General features: G+C 72.7%; 16 protein-coding genes. 7 read left to right on the forward strand and 9 right to left on the reverse strand.

Translation table 11 applies throughout. The features are described from left to right. Window positions 1–107: 107 nt before the first annotated feature. The 6 genes from ABZ449_RS40300 to ABZ449_RS40325 form a co-directional block, all read right to left on the reverse strand. A complete protein-coding gene (locus ABZ449_RS40300; RefSeq protein WP_360356640.1) occupies window positions 108–530 on the reverse strand; it encodes an SHOCT domain-containing protein in 423 nt (140 codons plus the stop codon). Between the two features lie 98 nt (window positions 531–628). Beyond that, window positions 629–1,213 (reverse strand): NUDIX hydrolase, encoded by a 585-nt coding sequence (locus tag ABZ449_RS40305; RefSeq protein WP_360356643.1) that lies wholly within the window; start codon window positions 1,211–1,213, stop codon window positions 629–631. Further along, window positions 1,210–2,370, reverse strand: a complete 1,161-nt coding sequence (locus tag ABZ449_RS40310) for a type III polyketide synthase (RefSeq protein WP_360356644.1) — start codon at window positions 2,368–2,370, stop codon at window positions 1,210–1,212. Before ABZ449_RS40310 ends, ABZ449_RS40305 begins: the two co-directional genes overlap by 4 nt. Before the next feature lie 49 nt (window positions 2,371–2,419). After that, a complete protein-coding gene (locus ABZ449_RS40315; RefSeq protein ID WP_360356647.1) occupies window positions 2,420–3,625 on the reverse strand; it encodes a cytochrome P450 in 1,206 nt (401 codons plus the stop codon). Between the two features lie 187 nt (window positions 3,626–3,812). Further along, window positions 3,813–4,583 carry a response regulator transcription factor gene (locus ABZ449_RS40320; RefSeq protein ID WP_360356650.1) on the reverse strand — a complete coding sequence of 257 codons (771 nt, stop codon included), beginning with the start codon at window positions 4,581–4,583 and terminating at the stop codon, window positions 3,813–3,815. 11 nt (window positions 4,584–4,594) lie between these two features. Continuing rightward, window positions 4,595–5,449, reverse strand: a complete 855-nt coding sequence (locus tag ABZ449_RS40325; RefSeq protein ID WP_360356653.1) for a histidine kinase — start codon at window positions 5,447–5,449, stop codon at window positions 4,595–4,597. 118 nt (window positions 5,450–5,567) lie between these two features. On the opposite strand from ABZ449_RS40325, the gene ABZ449_RS40330 reads away from it, so the two are divergent. The 4 genes from ABZ449_RS40330 (at window position 5,568) to ABZ449_RS40345 (ending at window position 10,349) form a co-directional block, all read left to right on the forward strand. Next, window positions 5,568–6,293 carry an ABC transporter ATP-binding protein gene (locus ABZ449_RS40330; protein ID WP_360356656.1) on the forward strand — a complete coding sequence of 242 codons (726 nt, stop codon included), beginning with the start codon at window positions 5,568–5,570 and terminating at the stop codon, window positions 6,291–6,293. Then, window positions 6,290–8,599, forward strand: coding sequence for an FtsX-like permease family protein (locus ABZ449_RS40335; protein WP_360356658.1), 2,310 nt, complete (start codon window positions 6,290–6,292; stop codon window positions 8,597–8,599). The genes ABZ449_RS40330 and ABZ449_RS40335 overlap by 4 nt, the downstream gene beginning before the upstream one ends. Window positions 8,600–8,744: 145 nt before the next feature. Then, complete coding sequence (gene hemC, locus ABZ449_RS40340) at window positions 8,745–9,680, forward strand: hydroxymethylbilane synthase (protein WP_360356660.1); 936 nt, start codon at window positions 8,745–8,747, stop codon at window positions 9,678–9,680. Between the two features lie 135 nt (window positions 9,681–9,815). Further along, window positions 9,816–10,349, forward strand: a complete 534-nt coding sequence (locus ABZ449_RS40345) for a hypothetical protein (RefSeq protein WP_360356662.1) — start codon at window positions 9,816–9,818, stop codon at window positions 10,347–10,349. 19 nt (window positions 10,350–10,368) lie between these two features. Here ABZ449_RS40345 and ABZ449_RS40350 read toward each other — a convergent pair whose 3' ends face one another. Then, window positions 10,369–10,887, reverse strand: a complete 519-nt coding sequence (locus ABZ449_RS40350) for a winged helix-turn-helix domain-containing protein (protein ID WP_360356664.1) — start codon at window positions 10,885–10,887, stop codon at window positions 10,369–10,371. Window positions 10,888–10,942: 55 nt separating this feature from the next. Between ABZ449_RS40350 and def the strand changes: the two genes are divergently transcribed. Continuing rightward, window positions 10,943–11,527 carry a peptide deformylase gene (gene def, locus ABZ449_RS40355; RefSeq protein ID WP_360356667.1) on the forward strand — a complete coding sequence of 195 codons (585 nt, stop codon included), beginning with the start codon at window positions 10,943–10,945 and terminating at the stop codon, window positions 11,525–11,527. Beyond that, a complete protein-coding gene (locus ABZ449_RS40360) occupies window positions 11,524–12,192 on the forward strand; it encodes a class I SAM-dependent methyltransferase (protein WP_360356669.1) in 669 nt (222 codons plus the stop codon). The genes def and ABZ449_RS40360 overlap by 4 nt, the downstream gene beginning before the upstream one ends. 416 nt (window positions 12,193–12,608) lie before the next feature. Here the strand turns inward: ABZ449_RS40360 and ABZ449_RS40365 are convergent, their stop codons facing one another. Both ABZ449_RS40365 and ABZ449_RS40370 read right to left on the reverse strand, forming a co-directional pair. After that, window positions 12,609–12,794 carry a DUF397 domain-containing protein gene (locus ABZ449_RS40365; protein WP_360356671.1) on the reverse strand — a complete coding sequence of 62 codons (186 nt, stop codon included), beginning with the start codon at window positions 12,792–12,794 and terminating at the stop codon, window positions 12,609–12,611. 2 nt (window positions 12,795–12,796) lie between these two features. Beyond that, the gene (locus tag ABZ449_RS40370) at window positions 12,797–13,705 is read right to left on the reverse strand and encodes a helix-turn-helix transcriptional regulator (protein ID WP_360356674.1); all 909 of its coding nucleotides are present in this window, start codon (window positions 13,703–13,705) and stop codon (window positions 12,797–12,799) included. Window positions 13,706–13,796: 91 nt separating this feature from the next. On the opposite strand from ABZ449_RS40370, the gene ABZ449_RS40375 reads away from it, so the two are divergent. Beyond that, entirely contained in the window at window positions 13,797–14,270 is a 474-nt protein-coding gene (locus tag ABZ449_RS40375) for an ATP-binding protein (protein ID WP_360356677.1), read from the forward strand. Window positions 14,271–14,408: the final 138 nt, after the last annotated feature.

The following is a 14,408-nucleotide window of genomic DNA, read 5'->3' on the forward strand; positions in this document are numbered from 1 at the left end:
CGACCGCACCACGGACCCCGGATCACGGATCCGGGACGCCGGCCCGGGGCCGGTGGACGCGCACCACGGCGTCCACCGGCCCCGGGCCGTCGTGACCGTCCGGACGTTCAGGCCAGGATCTTCTCCTTGGCCTTCTGGTACTCCTCCTCGGAGATCGCGCCCTTCTCCTTCAGGTCCGCCAGTTTCGCCAGGTCGTCGACGTGGCTGCGGCCGGCGCCCTCGGGCCCCGACGTCGCCGCGTCCCGGACGTAGGCCTTGAACGCGGCCTGGTTCTCCTGGGCCTGTTGGATGTCGCGCTTGGTCATCGACTGCCCGCGGGCGATCAGGTACACGAGGACGCCGATCAGGGGCAGGATGATCACCAGGACGAGCCAGCCGGCCTTGCCCCAGCCGCTGAGGTCGTGGCTGCGGAAGATGTCCGTGATGATCTTGAACAGCAGGAAGAACCAGAGCACCCAGAGGAAGAACTCCAGCATCGTCCAGAAGATGTTGAGCACCGGGTAGTCCACGGCCAGTGAAGTGGTGTCCATGGCTGAGTAATACCACCGCAAATCGGACACCTTCACTCGATGTTCCGCCGTTCCGGTGACCCCCCGGGGCCGCGGGAACGGCGGTCAGGGCCGCTCCCTCACTCCAGCCCGGCCCGGCGGCGCAGCTCCACCGCCAGCTCGACCAGCTCGCCCCACCAGGCGTCGTGCCCGGTCAGCAGCAGCCGCTGGGCCTCCGCGGGCGGCACCGCGCGGACCTCGACGACCTGTTCGCCGTCCGCCGGGTTGGTCGGCGCGGAGTCCAGCGCCACCTCGCCCCAGCCCCACAGCCAGGCCTTCTCCGGGTGCGGCTGCCACGGCCGGTACGGCACCGGGTCCTCGGTGCGGCAGCGGTGCGCGCCCAGCCAGTGCGGCTCGCCGAGCAGCCGGGCGCCCGCCTCCTCGCTCAGCTCGCGGGCGAGGCAGCCGGCGATGCTCTCGTCCTGCTCCCGGGTACCGCCGGGCAGGAACCAGTGGTCCCGGTCGTCCCGGCAGAGCACCACCCGACCGTCCGCGAAGCCGACCAGGTGGATGTTGGTGACCAGCGCGTCCGGCGGCAGCTCGGTGGAGAACTGCGCGTCGAACCGCCCCCAGCTCCAGTACTGCGGTGCGTGCAACACCGGGAACTGCGCGGCGAGTTGGGATGATCTGGCAGAGGCGTCGGTGCGGTCCGTGGTGTCAGTCATTCGGTGATCGTAGTGCCGGCCGGGAAACGGCGGGGGGCGGTCGGATGGACGAGGGCAATGTCGGAGGTGGAGATGGCGCGGGGCCGGCGCGAGTGGCGTCCGTCGGTCGGTGCGCCGACCCAACTGCCCAGCGAGATCTCGGCGGTGATGCCCGGTCCGAAGCCCGCGATCAGGCCGGTGGTGCCCTCGGGCACGCCGCCGTCGGCGAACAGCCGGGCCAGGGCGTCGAAGACGACGGCGCTGGCGATGTTGCCGCGTTCGGTGAGCGTCGCCCGGCTGTAGCGGAAGGTGGCCGGCTCCAGGTTGAGGTAGCGGCACAGGTCGTCCAGGATGCGGGGGCCGCCCGCGTGCACGATGTAGAAGCCGAGCCCGGAGACGTCCCAGCCGTGTTCCCCGGCCAGGCCGCGCAGGGCGGGCGCGAGCATCTCCATGGTGCCGGGCACCCGCTTGTCCAGCTGGAAGTGGAAGCCGGTGTCCTTGACCCCGTACGAGATCCAGTCCTCGGTGTGCGGGACGAGGTGCGAGCCGTTGCGTTCGACCTGCACGCCGTACCCGCCGTTCCCGCGCATCACCACGGCGGCGACGGCGTCCCCGAACAGGCCGTTGGAGAGCAGCGAGCCGACGCCGAGGTCGGTCGGCTGGTAGCAGAGCGAGCAGAACTCGCAGGCGACGATCAGCACGTTGGCGCCCGGGTAGGCGCGGCAGAAGTCGTGCGCCCGGTTGACGGCGGCTCCGCCGGCCGCGCAGCCGAGCTGGGCGATCGGCACCTGGCGGGTGTCGGAGCGGAAGCCCATGGTGTTGATCAGCCAGGCGGTCATCGACGGCATCGTGAAGCCGGTGCAGGACACGTAGACGATCAGGTCGATGTCCCGGGCGGTCAACTCGCCGTGAGCGAGGGCACGTTCGACCACCTCGGGGACGCGCCGCTTGGCCTCGCGCTCGTACACCTCGTTGCGGACGGTGAAGCCCGGGTGGGTGAGGGTCCGCTCGATCGGCTGGACCAGGTGCCGGGTGCGCACCCCGGTGTTCTCGATCAGTCGCAGTGCCAGGCCGAGTCGGGGGTGTCCGGCGTGCAGGCTGCGGGCCAGGTCGAGGGTCTCGTCGAGGGTGATGACGTGCTCGGGCACGGCGATCGCCGGGCGGCAGAGAGTTGCCATGGTGTGGGTCTCCCCAGTGCTGCGGGAACGGTGGGTCGGGGGGAGTGGGCTACCAGGCAACCGGCAGGGTGCGCGGGAAGCGCCAGATCGAGCCGGAGTTCCAGTCGAGTTCGGCGGGCTCGACGGCCAGCCGCAGGCCGGGGAAGCGGCGCAGCAGGGTGCCGATGGCGACCTGTAGCTCCATCCGGGCCAGGTGGGAGCCGAGGCAGTGGTGCTGGCCGTACCCGAAGGCCATGTGGGTGGGCGCGCCGCGGTCGAGGTCCAGCTCGTCGGGGCGCTCGTAGACGGCCGGGTCCCGGTTGGCGGTGAGGTAGGAGACGTGCACGGCCTCGCCGGCCCGGATCCGCACGCCGCCGAGCTCGACGTCCTCGGTGGCGACCCGGGCGATGCCGACGCCCTGGCGGAACGGGATGAAGCGCAGCAGTTCCTCCAGGGCGCGCGGCAGCATCTCCGGCTGGGCGCGCAGCTTGGCGAGCTGTTCGGGGTGGGTGAGCAGGGTGTGGGTGAGGTTGCCGAGCTGGTAGGTGCTGGTGTCGTGGCCGGTGACCAGCAGGACCATCGCCATGACGGTCAGTTCGTCCGGTTCGAGCAGCTCGTCGCCGTCGCGGGCGGTGGCGAGGGCGCTGATCAGGTCCTCGCGGGGGTGCGCCCGGCGTTCGGCGGTCAGCTCGGTGAAGTAGGCGCGCAGGGCGGTCTTGGCGGCCTCCTGGCCGTCCCGGCTGCCGGGGCCCATCCGCATCATCGCCACGGCGTGGCCGCGCAGTTCGGCGCGGTCGGCGGCGGGGATGTCCAGCAGTTCGCAGATGGTGGTGAGCGGGAGGCGGTCGGCGAGGAAGTGCATGAGGTCGGCGGGGGCGCCGTGCTCGGTCATCTCGTCGAAGTAGCCGTCGACGGTCCGCTGGGTGGCCGGGCGCATCCGTTCGACCTGGCGGTTGGTGAAGCCCTGGGCGACCAGCCGGCGCAGCCGGTTGTGGGCGGGCGGGTCCATCAGGTTGATCGCCTCGGCCTGGGCGATCGGGGCGGGCGTCATCCGGGGCAGGTCGCGGCCGATGCCCGCGGCGCGGCTGAACCGGCGGTCGGTGGTGACGACCCTGACGTCCTCGTAGCGGGTGGCCAGCCAGGCCTCGCCCTCGCCGTGCGGCAGCCGGATCCTGGCGACCGGGGCCTCGGTGAGCAGTCGCTTCAGGAGGGGGTCGAACTCCAGGCCGTCGGTGTGGTGGAAGGGGCAGTCCCACACGGTGGGGTTGGTGGTCACGGGCCGGTCCAAGGGTTGTCGGCATGCCGGGGGGTGGCGCCCGAGCTGGAGGTCGGGTTCGGGCGTGGACATGCAGATGGTGCCCCATGAACTGGCAGAAAGGGGAATTCTGTGAAGAGTTAACTCCAAGGAGTGAGATTCGGATGATAGTCACGCGAATTGGGGCACAGAGACGACGAGTTGACGGTCAGCCGCCGCCCGGCGCGACCAGCCCGGTCTCGTAGGCGAGGACCACCGCCTGCGCCCGGTCGCGCAGGTTCAGCTTGGCGAAGATCCGGGCCACATGGGTCTTCACCGTCGACTCGCTGAGCGTGAGTTCGCGCGCCAGCTCGGTGTTGGACAGCCCGCGCCCGAGCAGTGCGAGCACCTCCGCCTCGCGCGGGGTGAGCGGGGCGAGGTCGCGGTGCAGCGGCGGGCCGTCGGCGCCCGGGGCCGGGCGCGGCGCGCCGGCCGCGAAGCGCTCCACCAGTCGACGGGTGATCGAGGGTGCGAGCAGCGCGTCCCCGGTGTCCACCAGCCGTACGGCGGCGGCGAGATGGGCCGAGGTGACGTCCTTGAGCAGGAAGCCGCTGGCCCCGGCGGACAGCGCGGCGTAGACGTAGTGGTCCAGGTCGAAGGTGGTCAGCATGATCACCCGACAGCCGGGCACCTGCGCCAGGATGTGCCGGGCGGCCTCCAGGCCGTCCATGGTGGGCATCCGGATGTCGAGCAGCGCCACGTCCGGGCGGTGCAGCACGGCGGCGGCCACCGCCTCGGCGCCGTCGGAGGCCTCGGCGACCACGTCGATGCCGCGCGCGGTGAGGATCATCCGGAAGCCGGTGCGGACCAGTTCCTGGTCGTCGGCGATCACCACCCGCGGCCGGCGCTCCCGCTCCTGCCCGTTCCCCTGCTCCTGCTCCTGCTCCGGCTCGTGCCCGTGCTCCACGTGTCCCTGCCCCCGTCCCCGTCCCTGCTCCATGGTCCCCTCCGTCACGGCCGGTCCAGCGGGATCCGGGCGCGGACCCGGAAGCCGCCGCCGAGCCGGCGCCGGGCGTCCAGGTCCCCGCCGTACACCGCGACGCGCTCGCGCAGGCCGAGCAGCCCGCGCCCGGTGCCGTCCGCCCGCTCCCGCGCGGGGGCGGGTGCCGATCCGGAGAGCACGCTCGGGCCGCTGTTGAGCACCTCCACCCGCAGGTAGTGGTCCGCGTAGCGCACCGTCACCTCCGCCGTCACCCCGTCCCCGTGCTTGAGCGCGTTGGTCAGCGCCTCCTGGACGATCCGGTACGCCGTCACGTCGATGCCGCCGGGCAGTGGCCTCGGCTCGCCGGAGATCCGCACCTCGACCGGCAGCCCGGCGAAGGCGAACCGGTCGATCAGCGGGCTCAGTCGGCCCAGGCTGGGCTGCGGAGCGAAGTCGTCCGCGGCCGGCTCCTCGCCGCCGTCCGCGGCGGGGGCGAGCAGGCCCAGCAGGTGGCGCAGTTCGGTCATCGTGTCCCGCCCGGCGGCCTCGACCGCGGCCATCGAGGCCGCCGCCTCCTGCGGCATGGTGGCCAGCACCTCGCGCGCGGCCCCGGCCTGCACCACCATCAGGCTCACGTTGTGGCTCACGATGTCGTGCAACTCCGCGGCGATCCGGGCCCGTTCGGCGTCCACCGCCGTCCGGGCGGCGCTCTCCCGCTCCCGTTCCAGCAGCCAGCCGCGCTCGCCGATGGCCGCCCGGTGCAGCCGCCGCGCCCGGGCGAGTGCCACCGCCAGCCAGCCGGCCGCCGTGCTCGCCGCACCGGCCGTCGCGACGGCCGCCCATTCCCACCCCGTTGCCCACACGACGTCAGCTTCCCAGCTCACGGCATGATCCACATCATCCGGGGGTGCCGCCCCCGTACATCCCGGGTACTACGGCCGCCCTCGGTTACACCCGGGGTGGGACGTGCCCGCGACGGCCCCGCGCCTACCGTCGTCCACCATGAGCAACGACCACGACGGGACCACCCGGCCGGACGACGCGCAGGTCGTCGTCGAGCTGTCCGGGGTGCACAAGGAGTTCGGCGACGCCAAGGCGCTCGCCGGCGTCGACCTGCGGATCCGCGCCGGCGAGGCGGTCGCCGTGATGGGCCCCTCGGGGTGCGGCAAGTCCACCCTGCTGAACATGGTGGCCGGGCTGGACCGGCCCACCGCCGGCACCGTCCGGGTCCAGGGGCAGGACCTCGGGGGGCTGAACGAGAACGGCTTGGCCCTGTTCCGCCGCCGCCACATCGGCATGGTCTTCCAGTTCTTCAACCTGATCGACGACCTCCCCGCCCTCGACAACGTCGCCCTGGCCGCCCAGCTGACCGGCACCAGCGCCCGCCAGGCCCGCCGCCGGGCCCTGGAGCTGCTGGACGAACTCGGCGTCGCCCACCGCAAGGACGTCTACCCGGCCACGCTCAGCGGTGGCGAGCGCCAGCGCGTCGCGGTGGCCCGGGCGCTGATGAACCGCCCCGCCCTGCTGCTCGCCGACGAGCCCACCGGCGCCCTGGACAGCCGCTCGGGCGAGCAGGTGATGGACCTCCTGATCGACCTCAACCAGATCGGGCAGACCCTGCTGATCGTCACCCACGACCCGGCCCTGGCCACCCGCTGCGCCAGCCGGCTGGTCGAGGTGGCGGACGGCCGGGTGGCGCACGACCGGATGCTGGAGCCGCAGTCATGACCGGAGCCGTGTGGCGCGCCTCCCGGGCGGCCGTGAAGCGCCGCCGGGTGCAGACCGTCGTGATCGGCCTGGTCGTCTTCTGCTCCACGACGACCGTGCTGCTCGCCCTCGCGGTGATCAGTGCCGCCCGGGCCCCCTTCGACGAGGCGTTCTCCCGGCAGCGCGGCGCCCACGTCGTCGCGACCTTCGACCCGGCCGGGGCCTCGGCGGAGCAACTGGCCGCCACCGCCCACCGGCCGGGCGTCGAGGCCGCCGCCGGGCCGTTCGACCAGGCCGTGGTGGAGATCCCCACCGACTGGGTCGGCAGCCCGCCCGGCGCGCTGACCCTGGTCGGCCGGTCCGACCCGGCCGGCCCGGTGGACCGGGTGGAACTGCTGGGCGGCCGCTGGGCCACCAAGCCCGGCGAGGTGGTCGTCAACGAGCCGTTCGGCGGCTTCCCGTCCGAGTACCTGGACTACCCGCTGCCCATCAGCGGCGGTCCGACGCTCACCGTCGTCGGCTACGCCACCAGCATGAGCAAGAGCGCGGGCGGCTGGGTCACCCCCGAACAGGCGGCCGCCCTGCACCCCACCGCCCGGCAGATGCTCTACCGGTTCTCCGACGCCTCCGACGAGCAGCGGCTCACCTCCGCCATGGCCACCGCCACCGAGGGCCTGCCGAAGGACGCGCTCACCAACGTGCAGTCGTACCTGGTGCTCAAGGACGCCTTCTCCGCGGGCGCCGACGCCTACCTGCCGCTGATGACGGTCTTCGGCGTGCTCGGCCTGGTGGTCGCCGCGCTGATCGTCGGCAACGTGGTGAGCGGCGCGGTCGTCTCCGGCTACCGGCACATCGGTGTGCTGAAGGCGATCGGCTTCACCCCGCGGCAGGTGGTCACGGTCTACCTGACCATGGTCTCGGTGCCCGCCGTCGCCGGCACCGTCCTCGGCACGGCGGCCGGCTGGCTGGCGGCCCACCCGATCCTGCAATCCGCCTTCTCCGGGATCACCACCGGCACCGCCGTGATCGAGCCGGTCGGCTGGCTGCCCGCCGCCACCCTGGTCAGCGTTCCGCTGCTGGTCCTCCTCGCCGCGCTGCTCCCCGCCTCGCGCGCCCACCGGCTCTCCGCCGCCCAGGCCATCTCGGCCGGCAGCGCGCCGCGCACCGGACGCGGGCTGAAGGTCCAGCGGTGGCTGAGCGGCATCCGCCTGCCGCGCGCCGTCAGCCTCGGCCTCGGTCAGCCCTTCGCCCGCCCCGGCCGCACCGCGCTGACCATGTCGGCGATCGTGCTCGGCGTGCTCACCGTCACCGTGACGTCCGGTCTGGCCGGCACCCTGACCAGACTGGCGGACCACGAGGACGGCAGCACCCACGTGAGGGTGCAGACCGCCCACTTCTCGGGCGGGAAGACCGAGCCCCGGCTCACCCCCGCCCAGACCGAGGCGATGCTGCGCTCCACCCCCGGAGCCGAACGGTTCCACGTCCGCGGGCTGGTCACGGTCGGCCTGGTCGGCTACACCCAGCCGGCCTTCGCCAACTTCTACGGCGGTGACGACCTCGAGCAGGAGATGCAGCGCCAGGTGGTCAGGGGCCGCGCCGCGACCGGGCCGAACGAGATCGAGGCCGGGCCGTCCTTCCTCCGGGAGCACGGCCTCGAACTCGGCGACCGGCTCACCCTGCTCCTGGACGGCCGGCGGCTGACCGTCACGGTCGTCGGCGAGGAGATCCAGGGCAACGCCCGGGCCTTCTCGTCCACCGACGTCACCAGGGCCGCGCTCACCGACGACCCGCACGCGGTCGAGTACGAGGTGACGCTCGCCGAAGGCGCCGACGCCGAGGCGTACCAGCGGGCGGTGACGGCCGCCGACCCGAGCCTCTCGGCCAAGGTGTTCGCGCCCGACCCGACCGGCCCGGTCGTCGCGGTCGTCAGTTTCGCCACGATCTTCACCGTCCTGCTGTCGGTGGTCGCCGCGCTGGGCGTCTTCAACACCCTGCTGCTCACCATCCGCGAGCGCCGCCGGGACCTCGGCATGCTCAAGTCGATCGGGATGACGCCCCGGCAGGTGGTGGCGATGACGATCACCTCGGTGACCTGGCAGGGCGTGGTCAGCGCGGCGATCGGCGTCCCGGCCGGGATCCTGGCGCACCGGCTGCTCATCGAGAACGTCGGGAGCATCGTCTTCCCGGAGCGGCTGATCGACGTCTGGGACGCCCCGCTGCTCACCGGCCTCGCCTTCGCGGGCGTCGCGATCGCCGTCCTCGGCGCGCTCGTCCCGGCCCGCTCGGCGGCCCGGCTGCCGATCGCCGAGGTGCTGCACAACGAGTGACCGCGCGCGGCGGTGACGGACGGACGGCCGGTCGGGCACCCCGACCGGCCGTCCCCCTTGTTCCAGCTTGCCGAATCGTCCGCCGCGTGCGTCACTCTGCTGACACCTGCTCAGTCCCCGGTGTGAGGACGCCTATCATCGCGCCATGGCCACCGCTGAGCTGATCCGCATCGTCTCCCGCTCCTCGCCCATGGCGCTCGCCCAGGTCGAGCGGGTCCGCACCGAACTCGCCGCCCTGCAGCCGGGCCTGCGCACCGAGGTGGTGCCCGTCACCACCTCGGGCGACCGCTGGACGGGTGATCTCGCCCAGCTCGGCGGCAAGGGCGCCTTCACCAAGGAGGTCGACGCCGCACTGCTCGCCGGAGAGGCCGACGTCGCCGTCCACTGCCTCAAGGACGTCCCCGCCGACCGCCCGCTGCCGGCCGGGACCGTCTTCGCCGCCTACCTGCGCCGCGACGACATCCGCGACGCCCTCGTCCACCCCGGCGGCCTGCCGCTGGCCGCACTCCCGCCCGGCACCCGGATCGGCACCTCCTCCGTCCGCCGGGTCGCCCAGCTCGCCACCTCCCACCCCCACCTGGAGTGCGTCCCGATCCGCGGCAACGCCAACAGCCGGCTCGCCAAGCTGGACGCCGGGGACGTCGACGCCCTGCTGCTGGCCGCCTCCGGCCTGGAGCGGATCGGCGAGCAGGGGCGGATCACCGAGGTGCTCGGCATCGAGGCGATGTGCCCGCCGATCGGCGCCGGCATCCTCGTCCTGCAGTGCCGCGAGGGCGACACCGCGACCATCGAGGCGGTCACCGGCCTCGGCCACCACGACACCTGGCGCGAGGCGGCGGCCGAGCGGATGTTCCTGCACGCGCTCCAGGGCCACTGCAACAGCCCGATCGCCGGCTACGCCAGGGCCGAGCGGGACGGCCGCCTCTCGCTGCGCGGCCGCGTCTTCACCCCGGACGGCAAGCAGGTGCTGGACGCCCACGAGTGGGCGGGCGCCCTCAGCCCGGAGGACCTCGGGACCTCGGTGGCACTGGCGCTCAAGCGGCAGGGCGCGCAGGAGCTGATCTCCTCGATCCCGCACTGACCGGGCCTTCGGGCCAGGGGGCGCTGCGTCGCTCTCCGCGCTGCTCTGCGGCGCGGTGCCCGTGCGGTGGCGGCCCGGAAGTTTTCCCCGCCCCGGGTGAGAACCGGGCGGGTGCCCGGGGCGTCCGTTTGAGGCGTGATCAGTGCGGTGCTCGGCGGAATGCCGATGTTCTGGCCCGGGCTGCTGCTCTCGCTGGTGCCCGCGGCCTTGTTGAACCGGCCGGTGGGGCGGTTGCTGCGGGCCCACTGGGCGGTGGGCTTCGTGCTGCTGCTCGGCCTCGGCGGGGTGGTCGTGGCGACGCTGCTGCCGGACGCCTTCCGGCTGTCGGAGGGGGCCGTCCGGCACTGTGCCGTGGAGGGCGGCCGGCCGCGCTCGCCGTACGAGCTGCTGCACGTGCGGCACATCGAGCTGAAGCTGGCGACCTACGCCCCGGTCGGCTTCGCGGCCGCGCTGGCGGGCACCCGGCGGCGGGCGGTGGTGGCGCTGCTGGGTGCGGCGGCGCTGCCGTTCGTGGTGTCGGCGGTGCACTACGCGGTGCCGGCGATCGGGCGGGCGTGTGACGTGCAGGACGTCTGGGACGGGGTGCAGGGGATCGCCCTGGGGGCGGCGGTGGGGCTGGTGGCCGGGCCGCTGGGACGGGCGGTGCGGGCGCGTTCGCGCGCGGTCTGAACCGGCCGAACCGTCTGAACTACCGGTCGAGCAGCGGGAAGAGCCGGGCGACGGCGGCGACCGGTCGCGCCCCGGCCGGCCGGGCGGCCGGGGCGGCCTCGCGGCCCCGGTAGCGGGCGAGGACCTGGCGGACGGCCTCGCCGACGGCGGTCATTTCCTCGGGCGTCAGGTAGACGACGGCGCTGAAGGCCTCGTCCTGCTGCCACTCGGCGGGGGCCTCGGCGCGCCGGGCGAGCCAGCGCTGGTGGCTCTCGTCCTCCAGACCGCGCGCCAGTTCGCCGAACTCCGCTTCGCCGGAGGGCGGCCGGGTGGCCGGAAGCCGCCACGGCCGGGCCCGCCCGTCGGTGGCCGGGGCCTCCTCGATCAGCCCGTACCGGGCCAGCTGCCGCAGGTGGAACGAGCACAGCCCCGAGCTGAGGCCGAGCCGGGTGGCGGCCTCGGTGGAGGTGACGGTTCCCTGCGTGGCGAGCAGTTCCAGCAGTGCGGTGCGGACGGCGTGCTCGGGGAGGGGGCCGGTTCTGACGAGGTCTTCGGTCACTTTGCAAAGTCTGCTACTTTGCAAAGTCGACAGCAAGTCCATCGAGGGAGTGCCCGTGTCCGAGCTTCGCGACCGCCCGACCGTCCTGCGGATCACCGAGGTGGGCGAGGAGATCCTGCACCGCCCCTGCCGGGCGGCCACCGAGGAGGACTTCGGCAGCGAGCACCTGGCCCGGCTGATCGACGACATGTTCGCCACCATGCACGTCGCCGACGGCTGCGGCCTCGCCGCCAACCAGGTGGACGTGGACCTTCGCCTGTTCGTCTACGACTGCCCCGACGACGACGGCGTCCGGCACACCGGCCACATCCTCAACCCGGTGGTCGACGAGCAGGACCCCGGGCGCGCGCTCATCGAGGAGACCGAAGGCTGCCTCTCCGTTCCCGGAGCGAACACCAAGCTCGCGCGCCCCGCCCGGACCGTCGTGCGCGGGGTCAACCAGCACGGGGAGTCCGTCACGATCGAAGGCACCGGCTACTTCGCCCGCTGCCTCCAGCACGAGACCGACCACCTCGACGGCGGGCTGTACATCGACCGACTCTCCGCCCGCGACCGCAAGCGGATGCTCAAGCAGACCGCCGACCGACGGGAGAAGGTCTTCGCCGAGCGCGCCGCCAAGGCCGCCAAGCTGGCCCGATGAGCGAGCCCGACCACCTCGCCGCCGTCCGCGAGTCGTACGACACCGTCGCCGCCGACTACCTCCGCCTCGTCGTCCCGCCCGAGGGCATGGACCCGGTGTCCCGGGCGATGCTCGCCGCCTTCGCGGAACTGGTGCGGGAGTCGGGCGGCGGCGAGGTCGCGGACCTCGGCTGCGGGCCGGGTCGGGTGACGGCGTACCTGCGCGGCCTGGGGGTGTCGGCCTTCGGGGTGGACGTGTCCGGCGGGATGATCGCCCTCGCCCGCCGGGCGTACCCCGGACTGCGCTTCCTGCGGGGCTCGATGGCCGACCTCGACCTCCCCGACGGCGCCCTCGGCGGCATCCTCGCCTGGTACTCCGTCCACCACACCCCGGTCGAGCAACTGCCGTCGTTGTTCGCCGAGTTCCACCGCGTGCTGGCGCCCGGCGGCCACCTCCTCCTCGGCGGCCACGCCGGCGAGCCCCAACTGCTGCGCCCGGCATGGTCGTACGGGCATCCGGTCTCGTACGCCTCGCACCTCGTCCCGGTCGGGCGCCTCGTCGAGCTCCTCGAAGGGGCCGGCTTCGCCGTCACCACCAGGCTCGAACAGCCCGACCCGAAACGGGAAGGCCGCTCCTACGTCTGCCTGCTGGCCATGCCCGCCGCCGAGAGGCACGCCGCCGGCTGAGTCACCTGGGGGCACGGGGGACGACTACGCAGACCTCTACCTCGTCTACGAGCGGGCCGACCAGGACCGGAAGAACCCGATCGCGGGCATCCGCATCCTCGTCGGGGACGAGAAGCCGCCCGAGGGCTACCAGAAGATCCTGCTGGACCTCAACAAAGGTGCTTCCGACGCGGATACGGGCAACTCCAATCCGCTCTTCATGGCCGTGACCCGTGAGAAGGGCAAGGGCCGCAAGGCCATCGAGGACCTGGTGATCACGACCTGGTTCAAAGACGACAAGAGGAGAGCGTCAGCGGCTGATCCACGCCGGGCCGGACCCGTACAGGGTGGACCTGTCGGGTGGGGGCCGGGGGCCGCCGGTACGCCAACGGCCCGCCGCCGGGAAGGCGGTGGGCCGTTGAGGGGAGGTCTTTGCGTCAGACCTCGGTGGTGGCGGCGAACTTCACGAACGCCCCCCACGCGGCCGGCTCGAAGGCCAGCTGGGGGCCGCTCTTGTCCTTGGAGTCACGCACGAGGACGGTGCCGGGGGTCTCGGCGACCTCGATGCACTGGGAGTCCTCGTTGGTGCTGTAGCTGCTCTTGAACCACGCCAGCTCGGCCATGCCTACCGCTCTCCCAGAATCGCTTCGATCAGGGCCAGGGACTCCTTCAGCCCCAGGGCCTGGGCCCGGATACTGCTGTACCGTGCGGCCATATTACGGACTTCCACCGGATCCGTGATCAGACGGTTCACGTGCTGCACCGAGACGTAGCCGATCTGCGGACGATTGGGCGGGGTCAGCAGCGTGAACGAGCCACTCATGCCCGCGTGGTTCATCCGGTCGAGCGGCATGATCTGGAGTTCGGGGCCCCGCATCTGCCCCATCTTGAGCAGGTGGTGGAGCTGCTCCTTGTGCACGTCCCACCCGCCCAACGGGCGCCGCAGCACGCTCTCGTCGATCACCCAGGTCACCACCGGCAGGGGCCAACGGGTCAGGATCTCCTGGCGGGCGAGTCGCGCCGCCACCCACTCGTCGATCTGCTCGGGCGCGAGGATCGGCCGCCGCATCTCGTACAAAGCACGGATGTACGCCTCGGTCTGGAGTAGCCCCGGGATCACCATCGTGGCGTGCTCGTGGATCTCGATGGCCCGGTTCTCCTCCGACGTGAAGGCCTTGGAGAAGGCCGGATGGCGCTCACTCACCCGGACCTTCGCCTTCATCACGTCGTCCGCGATGACCCGCAACGCGCCACCGGCGTTGATGATCGGGTCCACCTTCGTCAGGAACTCGATCCGCGCCGTCCGCACCCCCCGCTCCATCGCGCCGATCTGGTCCTCGCTGTAGCCGGTCAGCTTGGCCAGCTCCTTCTGCGTGATCCCGGCCCGCTCGCGGAAGTGCTTGATCAGCTTGCCCACCGCGCTGTAGAACTCCGCGACCCCGTCGGAGTTCTCCGCCGTCTCACCGTCATCGAAGACGGTGCGCTCAACGCCACTCACGACAATCACCCCTTTCGATCGATTGATCCGGGCCACCCGACTCGGCGACCCTCCGTTCCCGTACAGGCACTCTCCGTGCCCGCCGGGTTCCTGGTCAGGGTAGTTCCGCCCCGCCACGCTTTCTCCCATGACGACCGAAATCCCCCTCGACAACCCCCGGTCCCGTACCGCCCTCTTTGTCGCCTCCCCCAAGGGCGCTGCCTTCTGCCGTCGCCTGGCGAGGCGCCAACTCGCCGACTGGGGGCTGCACTCCACGCACACCGAGCCCTTCCACTGCGCGCTCCTGATCGTCGCGGAGCTGGCCGCCAACGCGATCACGCACGGACGCATTGCGGGGCGCGGGTTCGAGCTTCACCTCTCGCTCACCACCTCCGTGCGCCGGGGCACCACCTTGCGCATCGAGATCAGCGACCCCCGGGGTGACAGGCTCCCCGTCCTCCCCGCCGTCCACACCCCCAACGCGCAGACCGGGCGCGGTCTCACCCTCATCGACGCCCTCTGCGACCGCTGGGGCACCATCCCCCGCCACCCCAACTCCAAGACCGTCTGGGCCGAACTCGACCTCGCCCCTGCCGCTCCCACCACCCCCGACGTCCCCTGAACCCCGCCATACCGGGGGCCACGCCACCCCGTGAACCGCTGAGGAGTGGGGGGTCGGGGCGGCCCCCGTGCCACCCCACCACCCAGCCCCCGGCCGGCGGGCCGGGCGGCGGACGCGGGGGGGGGGCCAAACCCCCCG

It is taken from the genome of Kitasatospora sp. NPDC005856 (assembly GCF_040629945.1).
Taxonomy (GTDB): Bacteria; Actinomycetota; Actinomycetes; order Streptomycetales; family Streptomycetaceae; genus Kitasatospora.